Below are 16,457 nucleotides of genomic sequence, written 5' to 3' on the forward strand. Positions count from 1 at the left end.
CGCGTCAGTCTTCTCCCTGCGCGTCGAGCAGCGTCCCGGCCGCATGGGCCTCGAAGAGCGCCGACGCGGCGTCGGCGTCACCGTCGTCGAGGACGTCGAGCAGGCTGCGGTGCCAGTCGGCCACCTGGTGCCAGTCGCCGGTGAACTCGGGGTCGCCGAGCAGGTGCATGGAGCGCAGGCTCGGCTCGATGATGTCCCACATGCGCGGCAGGTAGGTGTTGCCGCTGGCCTCGATGACGGCCCGGTGGAAGCCGAAGTCGAGCTCGCGGAAGGCGGGCAGGTCCGCCGCCTCGACGGCGCCGTGCATCTCGTCGATGACCTTCTCCAGGCTGGAGCGGGTCTCGGGCGCGAGCTGCCCGCAGGCCAGCCGGCCGGCGAGCGCCTCGACGGCGACGCGGGCCTGCTTGGCCTGCTGCGCCTCCTCGTCGGAGTACTGCGCCACGAAGTTGCCCTGGTGGCGCACGTGCGTCACCAGGCCCTCGTGCGCGAGCCGCTTGAGCGCGTCGCGGACCGGGGCCTGGCTGACCTGGAGGCGGCGGGCGAGCTGGGACTCGACGAGCTGTTCCCCGGGGGCGAGCTGCGACGTCTTGATCATCGACTTCACGAGGTCGTAGATCTGGTCCGACAGGAGCCCACGCTCCAGGCCGCTGATCGAGCTGAGCGCGTCCGTCATCCCTGCAGCCTCACGTCGTTATCGAGAATCGTTTGTGCGACGTCAGCGTACGCCGTCAGCCAGGCGTCCGCGATGATCCGGGACGCCGGCGGGGTCGGGTGCACGCCGTCCGGGGCGAGCGCCGCGGCACCGGCGTCCCGCGCGGCACGGGTCAGCAGGGAGTGCAGCGGCACCAGGGCCGCCCCGAACTCGGCGGCGAGCCGCGCGACGACGTCCCGCTTGCCCTCGAGGTCCTCCAGCCACGCCTCCTGCTCGGGCCGCACGGGCAGCAGGAACGGCTCGACGAGCACCAGCCGCGGGCTGTCGGGCACGCGAGCCAGCAGGCGGCGGTAGGTGGCCTCGAACGCCTCGGCGCCGGTGGGGTCGCCGGCGTCGAAGCGCCGCCAGGTGTCGTTGACGCCCACGTAGACGGTGAGGACGTCGGGCGCCGTCGGCGCGACCTCGCGCTCCCACCGCTCCTCCAGGTCGACGGCGCGGTTGCCGCCGATGCCGAGGTTCACCACCGCCGCCTTCGGCAGGTCGGCCGCGACGAGGGAGACATAGCCGTCGCCGAGTGACGTCACGTCGCCGCGGTCGCGGCCCGCGTCGGTGATGGAGTCGCCGACGAAGACGAGGCGTTCCGGGGTACCGCTGCTGGTCATGAGCTCTCCTTCGAGTGACGGACGGGTCCGACCGTAGCGGGTCGGAGGCGCCACCACCGCATTGTCAGCGATTATCGATTAATGTAACCTGCCGATGCTTGACGATCCGGGCGCGCCGCACCCTGCGTCGCACCCGACTACCCGTGAACACACGAGAGGTCGGAGCACTCGCAATGAAGCGACCACTGTCAGCTCTGCTGCTGACGTCCCTGCTCGTTGCAGGGACACAGACCACGGCGCAGGCGGAACCTCCCCCTGACGCCGCCACGCAGGCCAAGGCCGGCACCGTTCTCGTCGTCTCCCCCGACGGCGACGACGACGCGAAGGGAACGCAGAAGCGACCCCTGGCGACGCTCGAGGGCGCCCGCGACGCGATCCGTGAGCTGTCGAAGGGGCAGCGCAAGAAGGGCGTCACCGTGTACCTCCGCGAGGGCACGTACGAGCGCTCGGAGTCCTTCCTCCTCGGCGAGGAGGACTCCGGGACGAAGGACGCCCCCATCACGTACCGCTCGTACCCCGGCGAGACCGCCACGGTCTCGGGCGGCAAGGAGCTGCCCTACGACGGCTTCTCCCCGGTGACCGACCAGGCCGTGCTGGACCGGATCATCGAGACGTCCGCGCACGACGACGTCCTGCAGATCGACCTCGGCGAGCTCGGGATCGACGACTACGGCCAGCTCAGCCGGCACGGGTACTGGAAGGCCAACGACGTCTCCACGACGCCCCCGATGGAGCTGTACGTGGACGGCGAGGACATGACCCTCGCGCGCTGGCCCAACGCCGGAGCCGCGAAGGACACGGTCCAGATGAACAAGATCGTCGACGCCGGCCCCACCAAGGACGACGCCGACCTGCAGGAGCGCGGCGGCACGTTCAGCTACTCCTACGACCGGCCGCAGTACTGGGGCGAGGCCGACGACGTCTGGATGGACGGCATCTTCGGCCAGAGCTGGGAGTGGTCGTACAACAAGATCGAGAAGATCGACACCGACGCCCGCACGATCACGCTGCGCTACGGGGAGATGTCGGGCCTCATGAAGACCTGGTACCCCGACTTCCACTTCGCACAGAACCTCCTGGAGGAGCTCGACGCCCCCGGCGAGTACTACATCGACCGTGAGACCGGCGTCCTGTACCTGGTGCCGAACGCGTCGTTCGAGGCCGAGCGGGGCGCGCCCGTCGTCACGACCCTCGACGAGCCGATGATCCGTAGCGACGGCGCCTCGTACGTGACGTTCGACGACCTGGTCCTCGAGTACGGCCGGGCCACCGCCGCGGTGATCCTCGGCGGCAGCCACGTGACGATCTCGAACAGCGACGTGCAGAACTTCACCGACGGCGGGGTGCTCATCAACTCCCCCGGCCGCTACACCTACGACGGCATCCCGGTGAACCGGGGTGGGCGGGACCACGCCGTCGTGTCCAGCGACATCCGGCACGTGGGCGGCGTCGGCGTCGTCCTGACCGGCGGCGACAAGGCGACCCTGGAGCCAGGCCGCAACCGGGTCGAGGACTCCCACATCCACGACTTCGCCTACTACCACAAGGCGTACAACCCGGGCGTGATGTTCGACGGCGTCGGCAACGTCGCCCGTGGGAACGAGATCAACGACGCGCCGCACCCGGGCGTCATCGTGCACGGCAACGACCACCTGTTCGAGCAGAACGAGGTCTACGACGTCTGCAAGACCTTCCAGGACCTCGGCGCGATCTACATGAACTCGGGCGAGACCCCGCAGCAGCGCGGGCACGTGTTCCGGCAGAACTACTTCCACGACGTCGGCCTCACGAAGCACGGCGTCGAGGGCATCTACGCCGACAACTTCACGTGGGACCTGGAGATCAGCCAGAACGTCTTCGTGAACATGGGCAACGACGCGATCAAGTCCGGCTCGGCCGACTACATCGACGCCGTGAACAACGTCTTCGTCGACACCACCGTGCCCTACGACAACTACACGCAGTGGATGGGCGACGGCGAGGGCAACACCGTCGACCGCGTGTACATGCCGACGTGGAAGAAGGTGTTCGCCGACAACAAGGACTTCGTCGGCACGCCGTACCTGGAGAAGTACCCCGAGCTGGGCCACTTCTTCGAGGACGACCACTACTTCCCGAACAAGAGCACGTTCAGCAGGAACGTCGTGTGGAACCCGAACCGCACCCGCAACCCCGACGTCAACGCGCAGGGGGCGCTCGACACGAAGAACCTGCTGAACTACGGGTCCGGCGACGACGCGAACTGGGTGGCCGACGCCGACCCCGGGTTCGTCGACGCGGCGAACGGCGACTACACGCTCGCCGCGGACTCCCCCGTCTTCGACCAGGTCCCCGGCTTCGAGGCCATCCCGTTCGACGAGATCGGCACCGACGGTCACGTCGGCCAGTCGCAGACGCCGGACACCGTGGCACTGGAGTCGCTGGTGCTGCCCGCGGACCAGCTGGGGGTGACCCTCGGTGACGAGGTGTCCGTGGCCGCCCAGGCGGTGCCTTGGAACGCGACCGCGCAGGCGGTCACCTACACCTCGAGCGACCCGGAGGTCGTGACCCTCAGCGCGACGGGCGTGCTCACCGCCGTCGCGCCGGGCGAGGTGACGGTCACCGCGGAGGCGAAGGCCGACGCGAGCATCCGCGACGAGATGATCGTGACGGTGGCCGCCGGCGACGGCGTGCTGCACTCCACGGACTTCGAGACGGGGGCCAACGGCTGGCTCACCGACCCGAACCGCGCGATCGTCGACGACGGCGCGGGCGACCACGTCTACCGGATCAAGAACGGCGCCAACTCCCAGCTGGACCGCTCGTTCTCCGAGTACGCGCTCGACTTCACGGTCACGACGCCCGCCGAGGTGCCCGAGGGCGGGCAGATGCTCGTCTACGACCGCACGGGCAGCACGCCCGGCGGGTACGTCCGGTACCGCCACGCGGCGGCCGGCTCGACGTGGACGATCTTCGACTCCGCGTGGGGAACCGTGCAGGAGGTCAAGCTCCCCGCGGGCGAGGGCCTGGAGCCGGGCACGCAGTACGACGTGCGCGTCGTGGTCACGGCCGGCGGCGTGCGCGTGCTGCTCGACGGCGAAGAGGTCGTGGCGGGCGCCAACCCGGCGCCCGAGGCGGCCGGCAAGGTCGGCTTCTACGTGCAGGGCTTCACGTCCCTGGACTTCGACGACGTGGCGTTCTCGCTGGTGGGCGTCGACCCCGACGGCCTGACGCTGGCGCCGTCCGAGGCGACGATCGAGCCGGGCGAGACGCACCCGCTCGCCCCGTCGTTCACTCCCGCCGACGCCACCCGCACCGGGCTGGAGTGGACCTCGAGCGACGAGTCCGTCGCGACCGTCGACGCGAAGGGCGTCGTCCGCGGCGTCGGCGCCGGCACGGCCACGATCACGGCGACGTCGACCGTGGTGCCCGGCCTCGCGGCGTCGTCGGCCGTGACGGTCCAGGCCGCGGAACACCCCGTGACCGACCTCGGCGCCGAGATCCTCGACCCGGCGGCGTGGGCCCCGGGCGAGGGGATCACGGTGGCCGACGGTGCGGCCCATCTGGCGCCGCGCGGCGCGTGGAGCTTCAAGCCGAAGACCTTCGGCGACGAGCTGCTGCGGTTCGACACCTCCGTCGGCGCCTACCACGGCGGCTGGTTCGGGTTCTCCGTGCGGTCGAAGACGGCCGGCGACCCGGTGTGGACCAACAGCAGCTCGGGCTACCTCGTCGTCATCAAGGAGGACATCATCGAGATGCAGCGGTGGAGCCCCGCCGTCTTCATGGTCGACACGTTCCCCAACACGGTGATCGAGCCGAACTCGACCCACGAGGTCACGTTCGGCGCGGTCGACGTCGATGGCGGCACCCGCGTGGTGCTCCGCGTCGACGGCGAGCCTGTGTGGAGCTACCTCGACGACACGGCCGACAACCCCCTGGCCGCCGACGGGTACTTCACCGTCTACCGGCAGGGCCCCGCGGGCGAGATGAGCATCTCCCCCGCGAGCTGAGCACGCACCGAGGCAGACACCTCGCGGTGTCTGCCTCGGTGTGGCGGCGTCGCGCGTGCCGTGAGCCGCGCCGTCAGCCCTTGACCGAGCCCAGCATCACGCCCGACACGAAGAACCGCTGCACGAACGGGTACACGCACAGGATCGGCACGATCGTGAGGATCATCGTGACCGCCTGGATGTTGGCCGAGACGGCCTGCGTGGTGGAGCCGACCGCGGCGGCCCCCTCGGACGCCGTCGACGACGCGCCGGCGATGAGGTTGCGCAGGAACAGGGTGACCGGAAAGAGGTCGTTCTTGTCCAGGTACAGGAACGCGGTGAACCAGTCGTTCCAGTAGGCCACCGAGTAGAACAGCACCATCGTCGCGAGCACCGCCTTCGACAGCGGCAGCACGATGCGGCCGAAGATGCCGAACCAGCCCAGCCCGTCGATCTGCGCCGCCTCCTCCAGCTCCTGCGGGAGGTTCTCGAAGAACGACTTCATCACGAGCAGGTTGAACACCGACACCGCCCCCGGCAGGACCACCGCCCACATCGTGTTCTTGAGCCCGAGCGACGAGATCAGCACGTAGTTCGGCACCAGGCCGCCGTTGAAGAACATGGTGAAGACGGCGATCCCGATGAGCACCCCGCGGCCGCGGAGGTGCGGCTTGGAGATCACGAAGGCGAACGTGGTGGTCAGCACCATCGCGATCGTGGTGCCGACCAGCGTGTAGACGAGCGTGTTGCGGTAGCTCGCCCAGAACATCTGGTCCTGCGCCACCGCGCGGTACGTGTCGAGGTTGAAGCCCACCGGCCAGAAGCTCACCAGCCCGGCCTTGATCGCGCCGGGGCTGCTGAACGACTGCGCCAGCACGGTGACGAACGGATAGAGCATGAACAGCGACACCACCACCAGCACCACGGTGTTGAGCACCGTGAACGCCCGATAGCCCCGGGTGTCCCGCGCCCCGACCGGCTTGCCGGGGCTGGCCAGGTCGCCCGACAGCGACATCCCGCTCTGCGTCACCACAGGCTTGCTCCCACCACTCGTCGCGAGATGAAGTTGGCGCTCAGCACCATCGCCAGGCCGATGCATGCCTGGAAGAGGCCGATCGCGGCCGCATAGCTGAGGTTGTTGGACACCAGGCCGACCCGGTACAGGTACGTCGAGATCACGTCGGCCGTGGAGTAGGTCAGCGGGTTGTACAGCAGCAGGACCTTCTCGAACCCGACGTTGAGGAAGGTGCCGATGTTGAGGATGAGCAGGGTGATCATCGTGGGCCGGATGCCGGGGATCGTCACGTGCCACGTCTGCAGCCAGCGGTTCGCGCCGTCGATGCGTGCGGCCTCGTAGAGGGAGGCGTCCACGGTGGTCAGCGCGGCGAGGTACAGGATCGTGCCCCAGCCGACGGTCTGCCAGACCTCCGACCCCACGTAGATCGTGCGGAACCACTCCGCCCGCTGGAGGAACGGGATCCCCTGGCCTCCGAGCCCCTCGATGATCTGGTTGACGGTCCCCTGCAGCGACAGGAGCTGCATGACCATGCCCGCCACGATCACCAGCGACAGGAAGTGGGGCAGGTAGGAGATCGACTGGATGGTCCGCTTGAAGGCCTTCTTGCGCACCTCGTTGAGGAGCAGCGCGAGCACGATCGGCAGCGGGAAGCAGACGACGAGCGTCAGCGCGCCGAGGATCACCGTGTTGGTGAAGACCTTCCAGAAGGTCGGGTCGTGGACGAACATGTCCACGTACCGCAGCCCCACCCACTCCTCGCCGAAGATGCTCCCGCCCGGCCGGAACTGCCGGAACGCGATCACGTTCCCCAGCATCGGCACGTAGCGGAAGACGGCGAGGAAGAGGACGGGGACGACGGCGAGGGCGTACAGCTGCCAGTCGCGGCGCAGGCTCAGCCGCCACGACCGTCGCGCGGGTCCAGACCGGCCGGCGTCCGCCCTCGGAGGTCGCTCCGTGGGTCTGTCGAGGACCGCCGCCGCGGCGGACGCCTGCCGGTCCGAGGTCGTGCTCACGGGTCAGTTCTTCTCGACGAAGCGCTGCTGCGCGCCGTTGACCAGGTCGAGGTACCCCTGGAGGTTCTGCCCCTCGAGCTCGGTCACGTAGGCGTCCCACTCGGACAGCGGCCGGTCGCCGAGGATGAACTTGAGCGTGTTCGTGTCCACGGTGTCCTTCAGAGGGGTGGCCAGCAGCGACGCCTGCTCCAGCTCCGTGTCGTCCAGGGGCGCGGGCGGGAACGGGTCGCGGGGCGTCCTGGTCGCGAGCACCGTGTCCATGTACTCGACGAACTGGTCGGAGTTGTAGGACTCCTTGAGCGCCCGCGACTCGGTGGCCTCCGCGAGGAAGGTCGAGAACCCGAGGTCCTTCTGCAGGTCGGTCTTGCCGTCCGGGTTGATGTTGAACGCGTCGAGGGAGTAATCGGGGTCGATGGTGATGATGCCGTCGGCGTCCTTGGTGTACGTCTCGCCCTCGATGCCCCAGCGCAGCATCTCGCGGGCGTCGGGGCTGTAGTACAGCCAGTCGAGGAACTGCACCATGGCCACGAAGTGGGGGCTGTCCTTGGCCTCGGCGCTGAGCATGAACCCGTGCCAGAAGTTGCGGGGCTCCACGACCTGCCCGGCCGACCCGCCGGGCGGGGCGATCTGCACGAGCTCGAACTCGGCGTCGGGGTCGGCCGCCTTCAGGGCGGTGCGGAACTCCTCGACGGTGCCGGCGGCCCCGGAGGCGGCGAAGACGGCGCTGTTCGCCACCTTCTCGGAGAGCTCGTCCGTGCTGCCGTCGCTGGTCGTGGTGAGGGACTCGGGGTCGAGCAGGCCGTCCTCGACGAGGCCGTGGAAGTACTCGACCATCTCCTTGTACCCGTCGGACGTCGCGGCGTAGGTGAACTCGCCGGCGTCCTCGTCCCAGAACGTGCCGTTGCCGAAGCCCCAGCCGCCCACCGTGCCGAACGCGTGCGCGGCGTAATTGAGCATCGACTGCCCCTCGAAGCCGTCCGCGAGCGGGGACGACTCGGGGTGCTTCGCCTTGATCTTCACCAGCGCGTCGCGCAGCTCGTCCCACGTCTCGGGCGTCTTCGCCCCGACCTCGTCGAAGACGTCCTTGCGGATGATCATCGAGAACACCGGGACCGACACCTCCTGCAGACCCGGCACCATGTAGTACTTGCCGTCGTCCTGGCGGAGGTTGTCGATCATGTCGCCGAGGTCCCACTCCTCGACGTACTTCTGGAAGTTCGGCATGAGGTCGACGTAGTCGCTCATCGGGAGCACCGCGCCGGAGGACACGAACGGCGCGTCCTCGCCCGTGTACACGAGCGGGATGATCTCCGGCGCGTCGCCGGCGCTGATGAGCAGGCTGCGCTTCTCGGTCGCGTCGCTGAACGGGATGTTCGTGGGCTCGAGAGTGACGTTGGTGCGCTTCGCGATCTCGTCGAAGATCCGCCACGAGTCCTTGATCGGCAGGTCCGGCCAGTCGGTCCACAGGATCGAGAGGTCGAGGGGTTCCGTCGCCTTGAACTGCTGGTCCGCCGCGAAGTCGGTCATCGACCCCTCGGTGTTCTCCAGCTCGGCCCCGTCCCCCGCGGCATCACCGCTGCAGGCCGCGAGGAACAGCAGCGACGACGCGCCGACGGCCGCCGCGGCAGCGCGCCACGGCCGGCGGGACCGCGATGTCAGATCACGAATCATGTGTCTCTCCTTCGAGAACCCGGGCCACGTCGCCCGATCGACGTACCGTCTGACGCTCCCGGTCCGCCGTGCGATTTTAGCGTTAAACTAGAGCCCGGCTCGAGGCCCGTCAACCCACGCCCACGGAGGGCTCATCCGGCCCGGCGCGCTTCGAGAGCGCCGTTGCCTGCCACCAGCTCGACCTCGACGGCGCCGTTGCCCGCCGCCAGATCGACCTCGGCGGCGACTCCGCGGCAGCGCACCTCGTACCTGCCGGCGAACCCCTCCACCACGACCCGGCCCCGCCCGTCCGTGCGGGCCGGCGCCGGGTCCGCCCACCACTCGCCGCGCACCAGGGCGCGCAGCGCGTCGTAGGCCGGCTTCGGCGTGCCGTCCGGCCGAACCAGCCCGGCCGGCGCGCCGAGCCACGCTCCGGCGTCGCCCATCCCCCAGTACGTGATCGACTCGACCGCCGGGTGCGACACCAGCGCGGTGTAGTGCTGCACGGCCTCCTCGGCCTGCCGCGCCTCGCCCTCCGGCGTGGAGGGCCACTCGGCCGGCTGGAAGTCGTTGAGATCCTCGACGTCGCGCGGCATGAGGTCGCCCGACACGAGGGTGGTCTCCGTCCAGTGCAGCGGCAGCCCGAAGCGGGCGAACCGGTCGCAGATCTCCAGGACCTGGTCGGTGCCGCGGAAGCCCTGGTGCATGTGCGACTGGAGCCCGATCGCGTCGATCCGCACCCCCGCCTCGAGCAGCTCCTCGATCAGCCGCTCGTACTCCGGCCCCAGGTCGAAGTCGTTGATCAGCAGGCGCGGCGACGTGCCCTGGCTGCGCGCCTCGTCCACCGCCAGCCGCACCATCTCGACCCGCCCGAGGCGTGCGCACAGGCGGCTGATCGCGTTGGGGATGCCGTCGGGCTCGTTCGTGAACCGGGGCATGATCACCACCTCGTTGATGGCGTCCCACGTGTCGATCAAGCCGGCGAGGTCGCGCACCTCCCGCCGCACGCGTCCCCGCAGCAGCCGCTCGGCCTCGTCCGGCGACAGGCGGTCGACCCACGGCGCCTTGACCGTGTGCCACACCAGGGGGTGGCCCTTGAGGCGCACCCCCTGGTCGACGAACCAGCGCGCGGCGGACGTGAGGTCCGCGAGCGCCGTCTCCCCGCGGCGGGGCTCGTAGCGACCCCAGTAGACGGGCAGGGTCGCCGTGTCGAAGAGCCCGAGCCACAGGTCCTGGTACGCCGGGTCGGCCCCGGCCACCTCGAAGGCGGCACAGCCGAACTCCATGGCGTGCCGCACCTGGCGCACCGTCACGTCCTCGTGCGCCATCGGGAGCCCGTCCGCGCCCGACAGGGTCACGATCGAGCGGGTGCGGCGGTGGTCGACGGAGGTCACCCCGCGACCGCCCGTCCCCCGCCGTGCCAGGTCCGTGCCGCCGTCAGCGGCACGAGGGGCGGGACGGCGGGAGCCGTCGTCATGGCGACGCGCCCGCCGTCGTCGGCGGAGTCGAGCAGGCCCGTCATGATCTCCATGACGTGCAGCCCGACGTCGCCGCCGGCTCGCGGGGTCGACGGCGCCTCGCTCAGGCCCGCCGCACCGACCATCTCCAGCAGCCCGATGCCGCGACCGGCGCCCTCGAACCCGGCGCTCGGGGGCAGCACCTCCCACTCGCCGCCCCCGAGCGCCCGCAGCTCGACGTCGCCGTCGAACCGGTTGGGGTCGGGCACGACGAGCGAGCCCGCGGTGCCGTGCACCTCGATCGGCCGGGAGTGCGACCCCACCGCGTCGAAGCTCACCGTCACCGTGGACAGCGCGCCGCTCGCATGCCCCAGGACGCCGGTCACGTGCGTCGCGACCTGCACCGGGACCCGCTCCCCGGCGCGCGGGCCGGACGCGATGGTGCGCTCGTCGCGCGACCGCGACGCCGCGCCCTGCACCCACGCCACGGGCCCCAGGATCTGCACCAGGCTCGTCAGGTAGTACGGGCCCATGTCCAGCAGCGGGCCGCCCCCGGGGGCGTAGTAGAAGTCCGGCTGCGGGTGCCACGCCTCGTGCCCCGGCGAGACCCACGTCGCGACGGCGGCCGTCGGCATGCCGATCCGCCCCTGCGCGACGGCGGCCCGGGCGGTCTGCACGCCGGTGCCGAGCACCGTGTCCGGGGCGCACCCCACCCGCGTGCCCGCGGCGGCGGCCGCGGCCATCACCTCCCGGGACGCCGCCAGGTCCACGGCGAGCGGCTTCTCCCCGTACCGGTCGACGCCGGCCGCGGCGCACGCCTTCGCCACGTGGGCGTGCACGCCCGGCGTCGTGAGGTCCAGCACCACCGAGACTTCGTCGTCCGCGACGAGGGCCTCGAGGTCCGGGGCCACCCGCGCGCCGGGCAGCCCGGCCGCGACGATCTCCGCCCGCGTCCGGTCCAGGTCGGTCACGGCGGCCACCCGTACGCCGGGGTGCCCCGCGAGGGTGTCCAGGTACTGGCGCGAGATGACGCCCAGCCCCACGATCCCGATGCCGACCCCTCTGCCGTCCGGCGCGTTCGTCGTCCCGATGCCTACCTGCTCGCCCACAACAGTCCCCTCTCCACGATCGTCCGCACCGTCGGGTGCTCCAGCACGTCCACCGAGTGCCCCGGTGTCGCGACGAACACCCGCCCCGCGCCCCACCGGCGCGTCCACACCGCCGGCGACGTCACCGGCCGGTGCCACGGGTGCCACTCCGGCGCCGGGTGCGTGGTGGTGGCGAGGACGTCGATGAGGTCGTCGTGCAACACCCAGTACTGCTCGGTCTCCAGCTCGACGTCGTCCAGGCCTGCGGTGACCGGGTGCTCCCGGCCGAGGTCGGTGAGCTCGATCGTGTGCCGCAGGAAGTTGTCCGAGCCGTCGCCCACCCGCAGGTGCGGCTCCTTGCCCGGGTGGGTGGCGAACTGCCCGCCCACCAGCTGCAGGTAGTCCGAGCTCGCCCGGTAGGAGTCGGCGATGCCGCCGTGCCAGCCCGCCAGCCCGGTGCCCGCCTCGACGGCCGCGCGCAGCCCCGTCAGGGCGGGGCCGCTGATCTGCGACATCGTCACGCACTGCAGCACCAGGTCCGTGCCCGCCATCGTCTCCGCGTCGGCGTACACCTCGTTGTCCGTCTCGACCCGCACCTCGTACCCCTGCTCGCGCAGGAAGGGGATGAACAGGTCCGTGGCTGCCTCGGGCTGATGGCCGTCCCATCCGCCGCGCACCACGAGCGCTCGTCGCGTCATACGTCTCCTTCGTCGTGTGTCGGTCGCCGTCGACCCTCTCAGAGCCGGGCAAGCCCTTTCCACTCGCCGCGCAGAAGCGGGAGCACGGCGCCGTGCTTGGTGTTCGCCGGCAGCTGCAGCTCGCCGTCCGGCACGGGCTCCCACTCCCCCGACGCGATGTCGGTGGTGGTCAGCGCGCGGTATCCCTGCGGCGACCGCCCGTACTGGTCCACCCACAGGTACCACCGGCTGCCGTCGTGCGTCGGGAAGACGAGCGGCCCCTCGACCGCCGGACCGAAGCCCTGGCCCAGCCCGGTCGCGAGGGTCCGGAAGGCGGGGTGGAAGAACGACGCGCCGACCTGGTGGAAGACCTGCCACGACCCGGGCGCGTCGTCGCCCTGCTTCGCGAAGCGGTGCACCTCGCCCCCCGCCCGCACCACCGTCATGTCGATGACCCCGCCGGGCAGCTCGAGGTACGGCTCGGGCGGCGTGAAGCCGCGGAGGTCGCGGGTGGTGGTCGTCATGATCCGGGGCACGATCTCCCCTTCGTGCAGCGGGTCGTCCTCCGCGTACAGCGCCGCCGCGAAGTGCACCACGAAGACGCCCGTGTCCTGGTCGTAGAACACTTCCGGCGCCCAGGCCATGCCGGCGTTCGGCGGCGCCACCGTCACGTGGCGCGGAGGAGACCAGCTCAGCAGGTCGGGCGAGTCCCAGACGACGACGTCCCGGCTCCCGTGCCGGCCGAACTCCTCCCAGTCCGGCCCCTCGGGGCGCCACACCCGGAGGTCGGTGGCCACGAGGTGGAAGCCTGCGCCGTCGGGCCGGCGGACGAGGTGCGGGTCGCGCACCCCGGTGGTGCCGCGTCGGCTCTCGAGCACCGGCTCGCCCCCGCGGAGCCGGCGCCAGCGCAGCGGGTCGTCGCCCTCGCTCAGGCTGAGGTGCACGCGCTCCCCGTGCCCGGCACGGTCCTCCACGAAGTGCACGAGGAGATAGCCGTACGGATCAGCGGCGCGCATCGTCGGGGCCTTCCTGGTTTATCGTTAATCCGGCACGACCCTGACATGGTCGTCCCGCACCGTCAAGGTCGGTACGACGTCGGCGGCGACCGCCTGGCAGGATCACCCCGGGAGGTGCCGCATGGTCACGATGAGCGACGTCGCGCGCGAGGCGGGCGTGTCGATGATGACCGTCTCCAACGTGCTCACCGGCCGCAAGCGCGTGGGCGAGCCGACGCGCGACCGCGTGCTCGCGGCGGTGGAGTCGCTCGGGTACGAGGTGAACCTGACCGCGCGGCACCTGCGCGCCGGGCGCACAGACACGGTCGCCCTCATCGTGCCGAGCTTCCACGACTACTTCGGCGAGGTCGCTGACCGGATCGCGCCTCTGATCGAGGCCGGCGGGCGCCACCTCGTCCTCGAGCGCACGAGCGCCGACGCCCGCAGCGAGATGGAGTCGCTCAGCGTCCCGCGGCTACAGATGTACGACGGCGTCTTCCTCTCGGTGGCGGGCCTCGGCCGCGACGAGATCGACCGGGTCCCGACCTCCGCCCCGATCGTGCTGCTCGGCGAGCGGGAGATGCCCGGACGGTTCGACCACGTCCGCCTGGCCAACGGCGAGGGGGCACGACTCGCGACGGCACACATGCTCGAGCGCGGCTCCCGCCGCGTGCTCGCCCTCGGCGGCGCCGTCGGGTCGTCGGCCGGCATGGAGTCCGACCGGCGAGCAGGCTGGGCGGAGGCGCACCGCGCGGCGGGCCTCGTCCCCGACGACCGCCTCGTGGTGCCGTTGCCCGACTTCACCTCCGAGGCCGCGCACCAGGCCCTCGGCCAGGTGCTCGACGACGGCCCGGCCTTCGACGGCATCTTCGCCGTCAACGACACCGTGGCGTTCGGCGCCCTCGCAGCGCTCGCGGAGCGCGGCGTCCGGGTGCCCGACGAGGTCCAGCTGGCCGGGTTCGACAACCTGGACGTGTCGCGCTTCGTCCCGCCCGGCATCACCTCCGTCGACCCCGGCTACGACGTCGTTGCCGCCACGGCGGTGCGCCTGCTCGAGCAGCGCATGGCGGGCAGCGACGCGCCGCGCGAGCACGTGACCACCCCTGTCAGCCTGGTCGAGCGCGGTTCGACCCGGGCCGACGTCGGGCCGGGCTAGCACCACGCACCGGGACGACGTCCCGGAGTCCTCGGATCTCTCTCGCCTCTATTCGGGGTCGTCGTTGCCGCGCCGTCGGGACTGGCACTAGATTGGCCGGAGTCATCTGATCTTTTCCGTCCCGTCGCCACGAAGAGGTGCGCATGCCGACCATCACCGACGTCGAGATCACCGACGTCCGCTTCCCCACCTCCCGCACCGCCGACGGCTCGGACGCGATGAACGCGGACGCCGACTACTCGGCCGTCTACGTCGTCCTGCGCACCGACGGCACCGACTCCGCCGGCGAGCCGCTGGCCGGCCACGGCCTGACGTTCACCATCGGCCGCGGCACCGACGTCGTCGCGCTCGCCGCGCGGCACCAGGCGGACCGGCTCGTGGGACGCGACGTGGACGACGTCGTCGGCGACATGGGCGCCACGTACCGCGACCTCACCGCCGACAGCCAGCTGCGCTGGCTGGGGCCGGAGAAGGGCGTCGTGCACTTGTCCCTCGCCGCCGTGCTCAACGCCGCGTGGGACCTCGCCGGGCGTCGCGCCGGCAAGCCCGTGTGGCGGCTGCTCGCGGACATGACGCCCGAGCAGCTCGTCGACGTCGCGGACCTGCGCTACCTCTCCGACGCCCTCACCCGCGACGAGGCGCTGGAGATCCTGCGCGGCGCCGAGCCTGGCAAGGCCGAGCGGATCGCGCACCTGGAGCACCGCGGCTACCCCGCGTACACGACGTCGGCCGGCTGGCTCGGGTACGACGACGAGAAGCTGCGCCGCCTCACCCGCGAGGCCGTCGACGCCGGCTACCGGCACGTGAAGCTCAAGGTCGGCGCGCGACTCGAGGACGACGTGCGGCGACTCGGTATCGCGCGCGAGGAGATCGGCCCCGACCTCACGCTGATGATCGACGCGAACCAGGTGTGGGACGTGCCCGAGGCCATCGAGTGGGTCCGCGCGCTGCAGCAGTTCGACCCCCTGTGGATCGAGGAGCCGACGTCGCCCGACGACGTCCTCGGCCACGCCGCCGTGCGCGAGGCGGTCGCGCCCGTGCGCGTGGCGACGGGCGAGCACTGCCACAACCGCGTGATGTTCAAGCAGCTCTTCCAGGCCGGGGCGATCGACTACTGCCAGCTCGACACCGGGCGGCTCGCCAGCCTCAACGAGATCGTCGCCGTGCTGCTGCTCGCCGCGAAGTTCGGCGTCCCGGTGTGCCCGCACGCCGGCGGCGTCGGCCTGTGCGAGATGGTGCAGCACGTGTCCGTGCTCGACTACGTCGCCGTGTCCGGGTCGCTGGACGGGCGGATCACCGAGTTCGTGGACCACCTGCACGAGCACTTCACCGACCCGTGCCTCGTGAAGGACGCCGGCGAGGGCGTGTCGTACGTCGTGCCGACCGCGCCCGGCTACTCCACGCAGATGCGCCCGGAGTCCGTGGCGCGGTTCCGCTTCCCCGAGGGCGCCGAGTGGCGTCAGGACGGGTGACCTGGGACACGTTGACCCGGAACACGTTGACCTCGACCAGGGTTGAGGTCCTAGCGTGACCAGCAACGACACCCGCACCACCGAAGGGAACGACATGCCCGTGTACACCCTGCCCGACCTGCCGTACGACTACAGCGCCCTGGAGCCGCACATCAGCGGCAAGATCATGGAGCTGCACCACGACAAGCACCACGCCGCCTACGTCACCGGCGCCAACACCGCCCTGGACAAGCTCGCCGAGGCCCGCGAGTCCGGCGACCTCGCCGCGGTGAACCTGCACGAGAAGAACCTCGCGTTCAACCTCGGCGGCCACACCAACCACACCGTCTTCTGGCACAACCTGTCCCCCGAGGGCGGCGGCCAGCCCGAGGGCGAGCTCGCCGAGGCCGTCAAGGACGCCTTCGGCTCCTTCTCGACGTTCCAGGCGCAGTTCACCGCCGTCGCCACCGGCATCCAGGGCTCCGGCTGGGCCGTGCTCGGCTGGGACTCCATCGGCCAGCGCCTCGCCATCTTCCAGCTCTTCGACCAGCAGGCCAACGTGCCCGTCGGCATCACCCCGCTGTTCATGCTGGACATGTGGGAGCACGCCTTCTACCTCGACTACCTCAACGTCAAGGCCGACTACGTCAAGGCCGTGTGGAACATCGCC

At 70.8% G+C, this 16,457-nt stretch carries 13 protein-coding genes; 4 read left to right on the forward strand and 9 right to left on the reverse strand.

Features of this window, described 5'->3' with window-relative positions:
* Nucleotides 1–4 precede the first annotated feature (4 nt).
* Nucleotides 5–673 carry a GntR family transcriptional regulator gene (locus B5Y66_RS17970; protein ID WP_079575974.1) on the reverse strand — a complete coding sequence of 223 codons (669 nt, stop codon included), beginning with the start codon at nt 671–673 and terminating at the stop codon, nt 5–7.
* The gene (locus tag B5Y66_RS17975) at nt 670–1,314 is read right to left on the reverse strand and encodes an SGNH/GDSL hydrolase family protein (RefSeq protein WP_079575975.1); all 645 of its coding nucleotides are present in this window, start codon (nt 1,312–1,314) and stop codon (nt 670–672) included. The genes B5Y66_RS17970 and B5Y66_RS17975 overlap by 4 nt, the downstream gene beginning before the upstream one ends.
* A gap of 173 nt (nt 1,315–1,487) precedes the next feature.
* Between B5Y66_RS17975 and B5Y66_RS17980 the strand changes: the two genes are divergently transcribed.
* Nucleotides 1,488–5,303 carry an Ig-like domain-containing protein gene (locus B5Y66_RS17980; protein ID WP_079575976.1) on the forward strand — a complete coding sequence of 1,272 codons (3,816 nt, stop codon included), beginning with the start codon at nt 1,488–1,490 and terminating at the stop codon, nt 5,301–5,303.
* 73 nt (nt 5,304–5,376) lie between these two features.
* On the opposite strand, the gene B5Y66_RS17985 is transcribed toward B5Y66_RS17980, so the two are convergent.
* From B5Y66_RS17985 to B5Y66_RS18015, 7 genes are all read right to left on the reverse strand, one after another.
* A complete protein-coding gene (locus B5Y66_RS17985; RefSeq protein ID WP_139820972.1) occupies nt 5,377–6,297 on the reverse strand; it encodes a carbohydrate ABC transporter permease in 921 nt (306 codons plus the stop codon).
* Between the two features lie 11 nt (nt 6,298–6,308).
* Nucleotides 6,309–7,313, reverse strand: coding sequence for an ABC transporter permease (locus B5Y66_RS17990; protein ID WP_079575977.1), 1,005 nt, complete (start codon nt 7,311–7,313; stop codon nt 6,309–6,311).
* Nucleotides 7,314–7,316: 3 nt separating this feature from the next.
* Entirely contained in the window at nt 7,317–8,984 is a 1,668-nt protein-coding gene (locus B5Y66_RS17995; RefSeq protein WP_079575978.1) for an ABC transporter substrate-binding protein, read from the reverse strand.
* Between the two features lie 131 nt (nt 8,985–9,115).
* On the reverse strand, nt 9,116–10,357 hold the full coding sequence (locus tag B5Y66_RS18000) for an endo-1,4-beta-xylanase (RefSeq protein ID WP_245807198.1): 1,242 nt from the start codon (nt 10,355–10,357) through the stop codon (nt 9,116–9,118).
* A complete protein-coding gene (locus tag B5Y66_RS18005; protein ID WP_245807199.1) occupies nt 10,354–11,529 on the reverse strand; it encodes a Gfo/Idh/MocA family protein in 1,176 nt (391 codons plus the stop codon). Before B5Y66_RS18005 ends, B5Y66_RS18000 begins: the two co-directional genes overlap by 4 nt.
* Nucleotides 11,514–12,206, reverse strand: a complete 693-nt coding sequence (locus B5Y66_RS18010) for a ThuA domain-containing protein (RefSeq protein WP_079575979.1) — start codon at nt 12,204–12,206, stop codon at nt 11,514–11,516. The genes B5Y66_RS18005 and B5Y66_RS18010 overlap by 16 nt, the downstream gene beginning before the upstream one ends.
* 38 nt (nt 12,207–12,244) lie before the next feature.
* Nucleotides 12,245–13,201, reverse strand: coding sequence for a glycoside hydrolase family 43 protein (locus B5Y66_RS18015; RefSeq protein WP_079575980.1), 957 nt, complete (start codon nt 13,199–13,201; stop codon nt 12,245–12,247).
* Nucleotides 13,202–13,322: 121 nt separating this feature from the next.
* Between B5Y66_RS18015 and B5Y66_RS18020 the strand changes: the two genes are divergently transcribed.
* The 3 genes from B5Y66_RS18020 to B5Y66_RS18030 all read left to right on the forward strand — a co-directional run.
* Nucleotides 13,323–14,336 carry a LacI family DNA-binding transcriptional regulator gene (locus B5Y66_RS18020; protein WP_079575981.1) on the forward strand — a complete coding sequence of 338 codons (1,014 nt, stop codon included), beginning with the start codon at nt 13,323–13,325 and terminating at the stop codon, nt 14,334–14,336.
* 143 nt (nt 14,337–14,479) lie between these two features.
* A complete protein-coding gene (locus B5Y66_RS18025; protein WP_079575982.1) occupies nt 14,480–15,808 on the forward strand; it encodes an L-fuconate dehydratase in 1,329 nt (442 codons plus the stop codon).
* A 94-nt stretch (nt 15,809–15,902) separates the two neighbouring features.
* On the forward strand, nt 15,903–16,457 hold a 555-nt coding region (locus B5Y66_RS18030; protein WP_079576023.1), incomplete at its 3' end, for a superoxide dismutase.

The sequence above is a fragment of the Krasilnikoviella flava genome (assembly GCF_900167525.1).
Classification (GTDB): domain Bacteria; phylum Actinomycetota; class Actinomycetes; order Actinomycetales; family Cellulomonadaceae; genus Isoptericola; species Isoptericola flavus.

Bases quoted from the DNA above. Each gene is read 5' to 3' on its own strand.
- B5Y66_RS17975 (WP_079575975.1), bottom strand. From the start codon at position 1,314: ATGACCAGCAGCGGTACCCCGGAACGCCTCGTCTTCGTCGGCGACTCC.
- B5Y66_RS17980 (WP_079575976.1), top strand. From the start codon at position 1,488: ATGAAGCGACCACTGTCAGCTCTGCTGCTGACGTCCCTGCTCGTTGCA.
- B5Y66_RS18015 (WP_079575980.1), bottom strand. From the start codon at position 13,201: ATGCGCGCCGCTGATCCGTACGGCTATCTCCTCGTGCACTTCGTGGAG.
- B5Y66_RS17995 (WP_079575978.1), bottom strand. From the start codon at position 8,984: ATGATTCGTGATCTGACATCGCGGTCCCGCCGGCCGTGGCGCGCTGCC.
- B5Y66_RS18010 (WP_079575979.1), bottom strand. From the start codon at position 12,206: ATGACGCGACGAGCGCTCGTGGTGCGCGGCGGATGGGACGGCCATCAG.
- B5Y66_RS17970 (WP_079575974.1), bottom strand. From the start codon at position 673: ATGACGGACGCGCTCAGCTCGATCAGCGGCCTGGAGCGTGGGCTCCTG.
- B5Y66_RS18020 (WP_079575981.1), top strand. From the start codon at position 13,323: ATGGTCACGATGAGCGACGTCGCGCGCGAGGCGGGCGTGTCGATGATG.
- B5Y66_RS17985 (WP_139820972.1), bottom strand. From the start codon at position 6,297: ATGTCGCTGTCGGGCGACCTGGCCAGCCCCGGCAAGCCGGTCGGGGCG.
- B5Y66_RS18025 (WP_079575982.1), top strand. From the start codon at position 14,480: ATGCCGACCATCACCGACGTCGAGATCACCGACGTCCGCTTCCCCACC.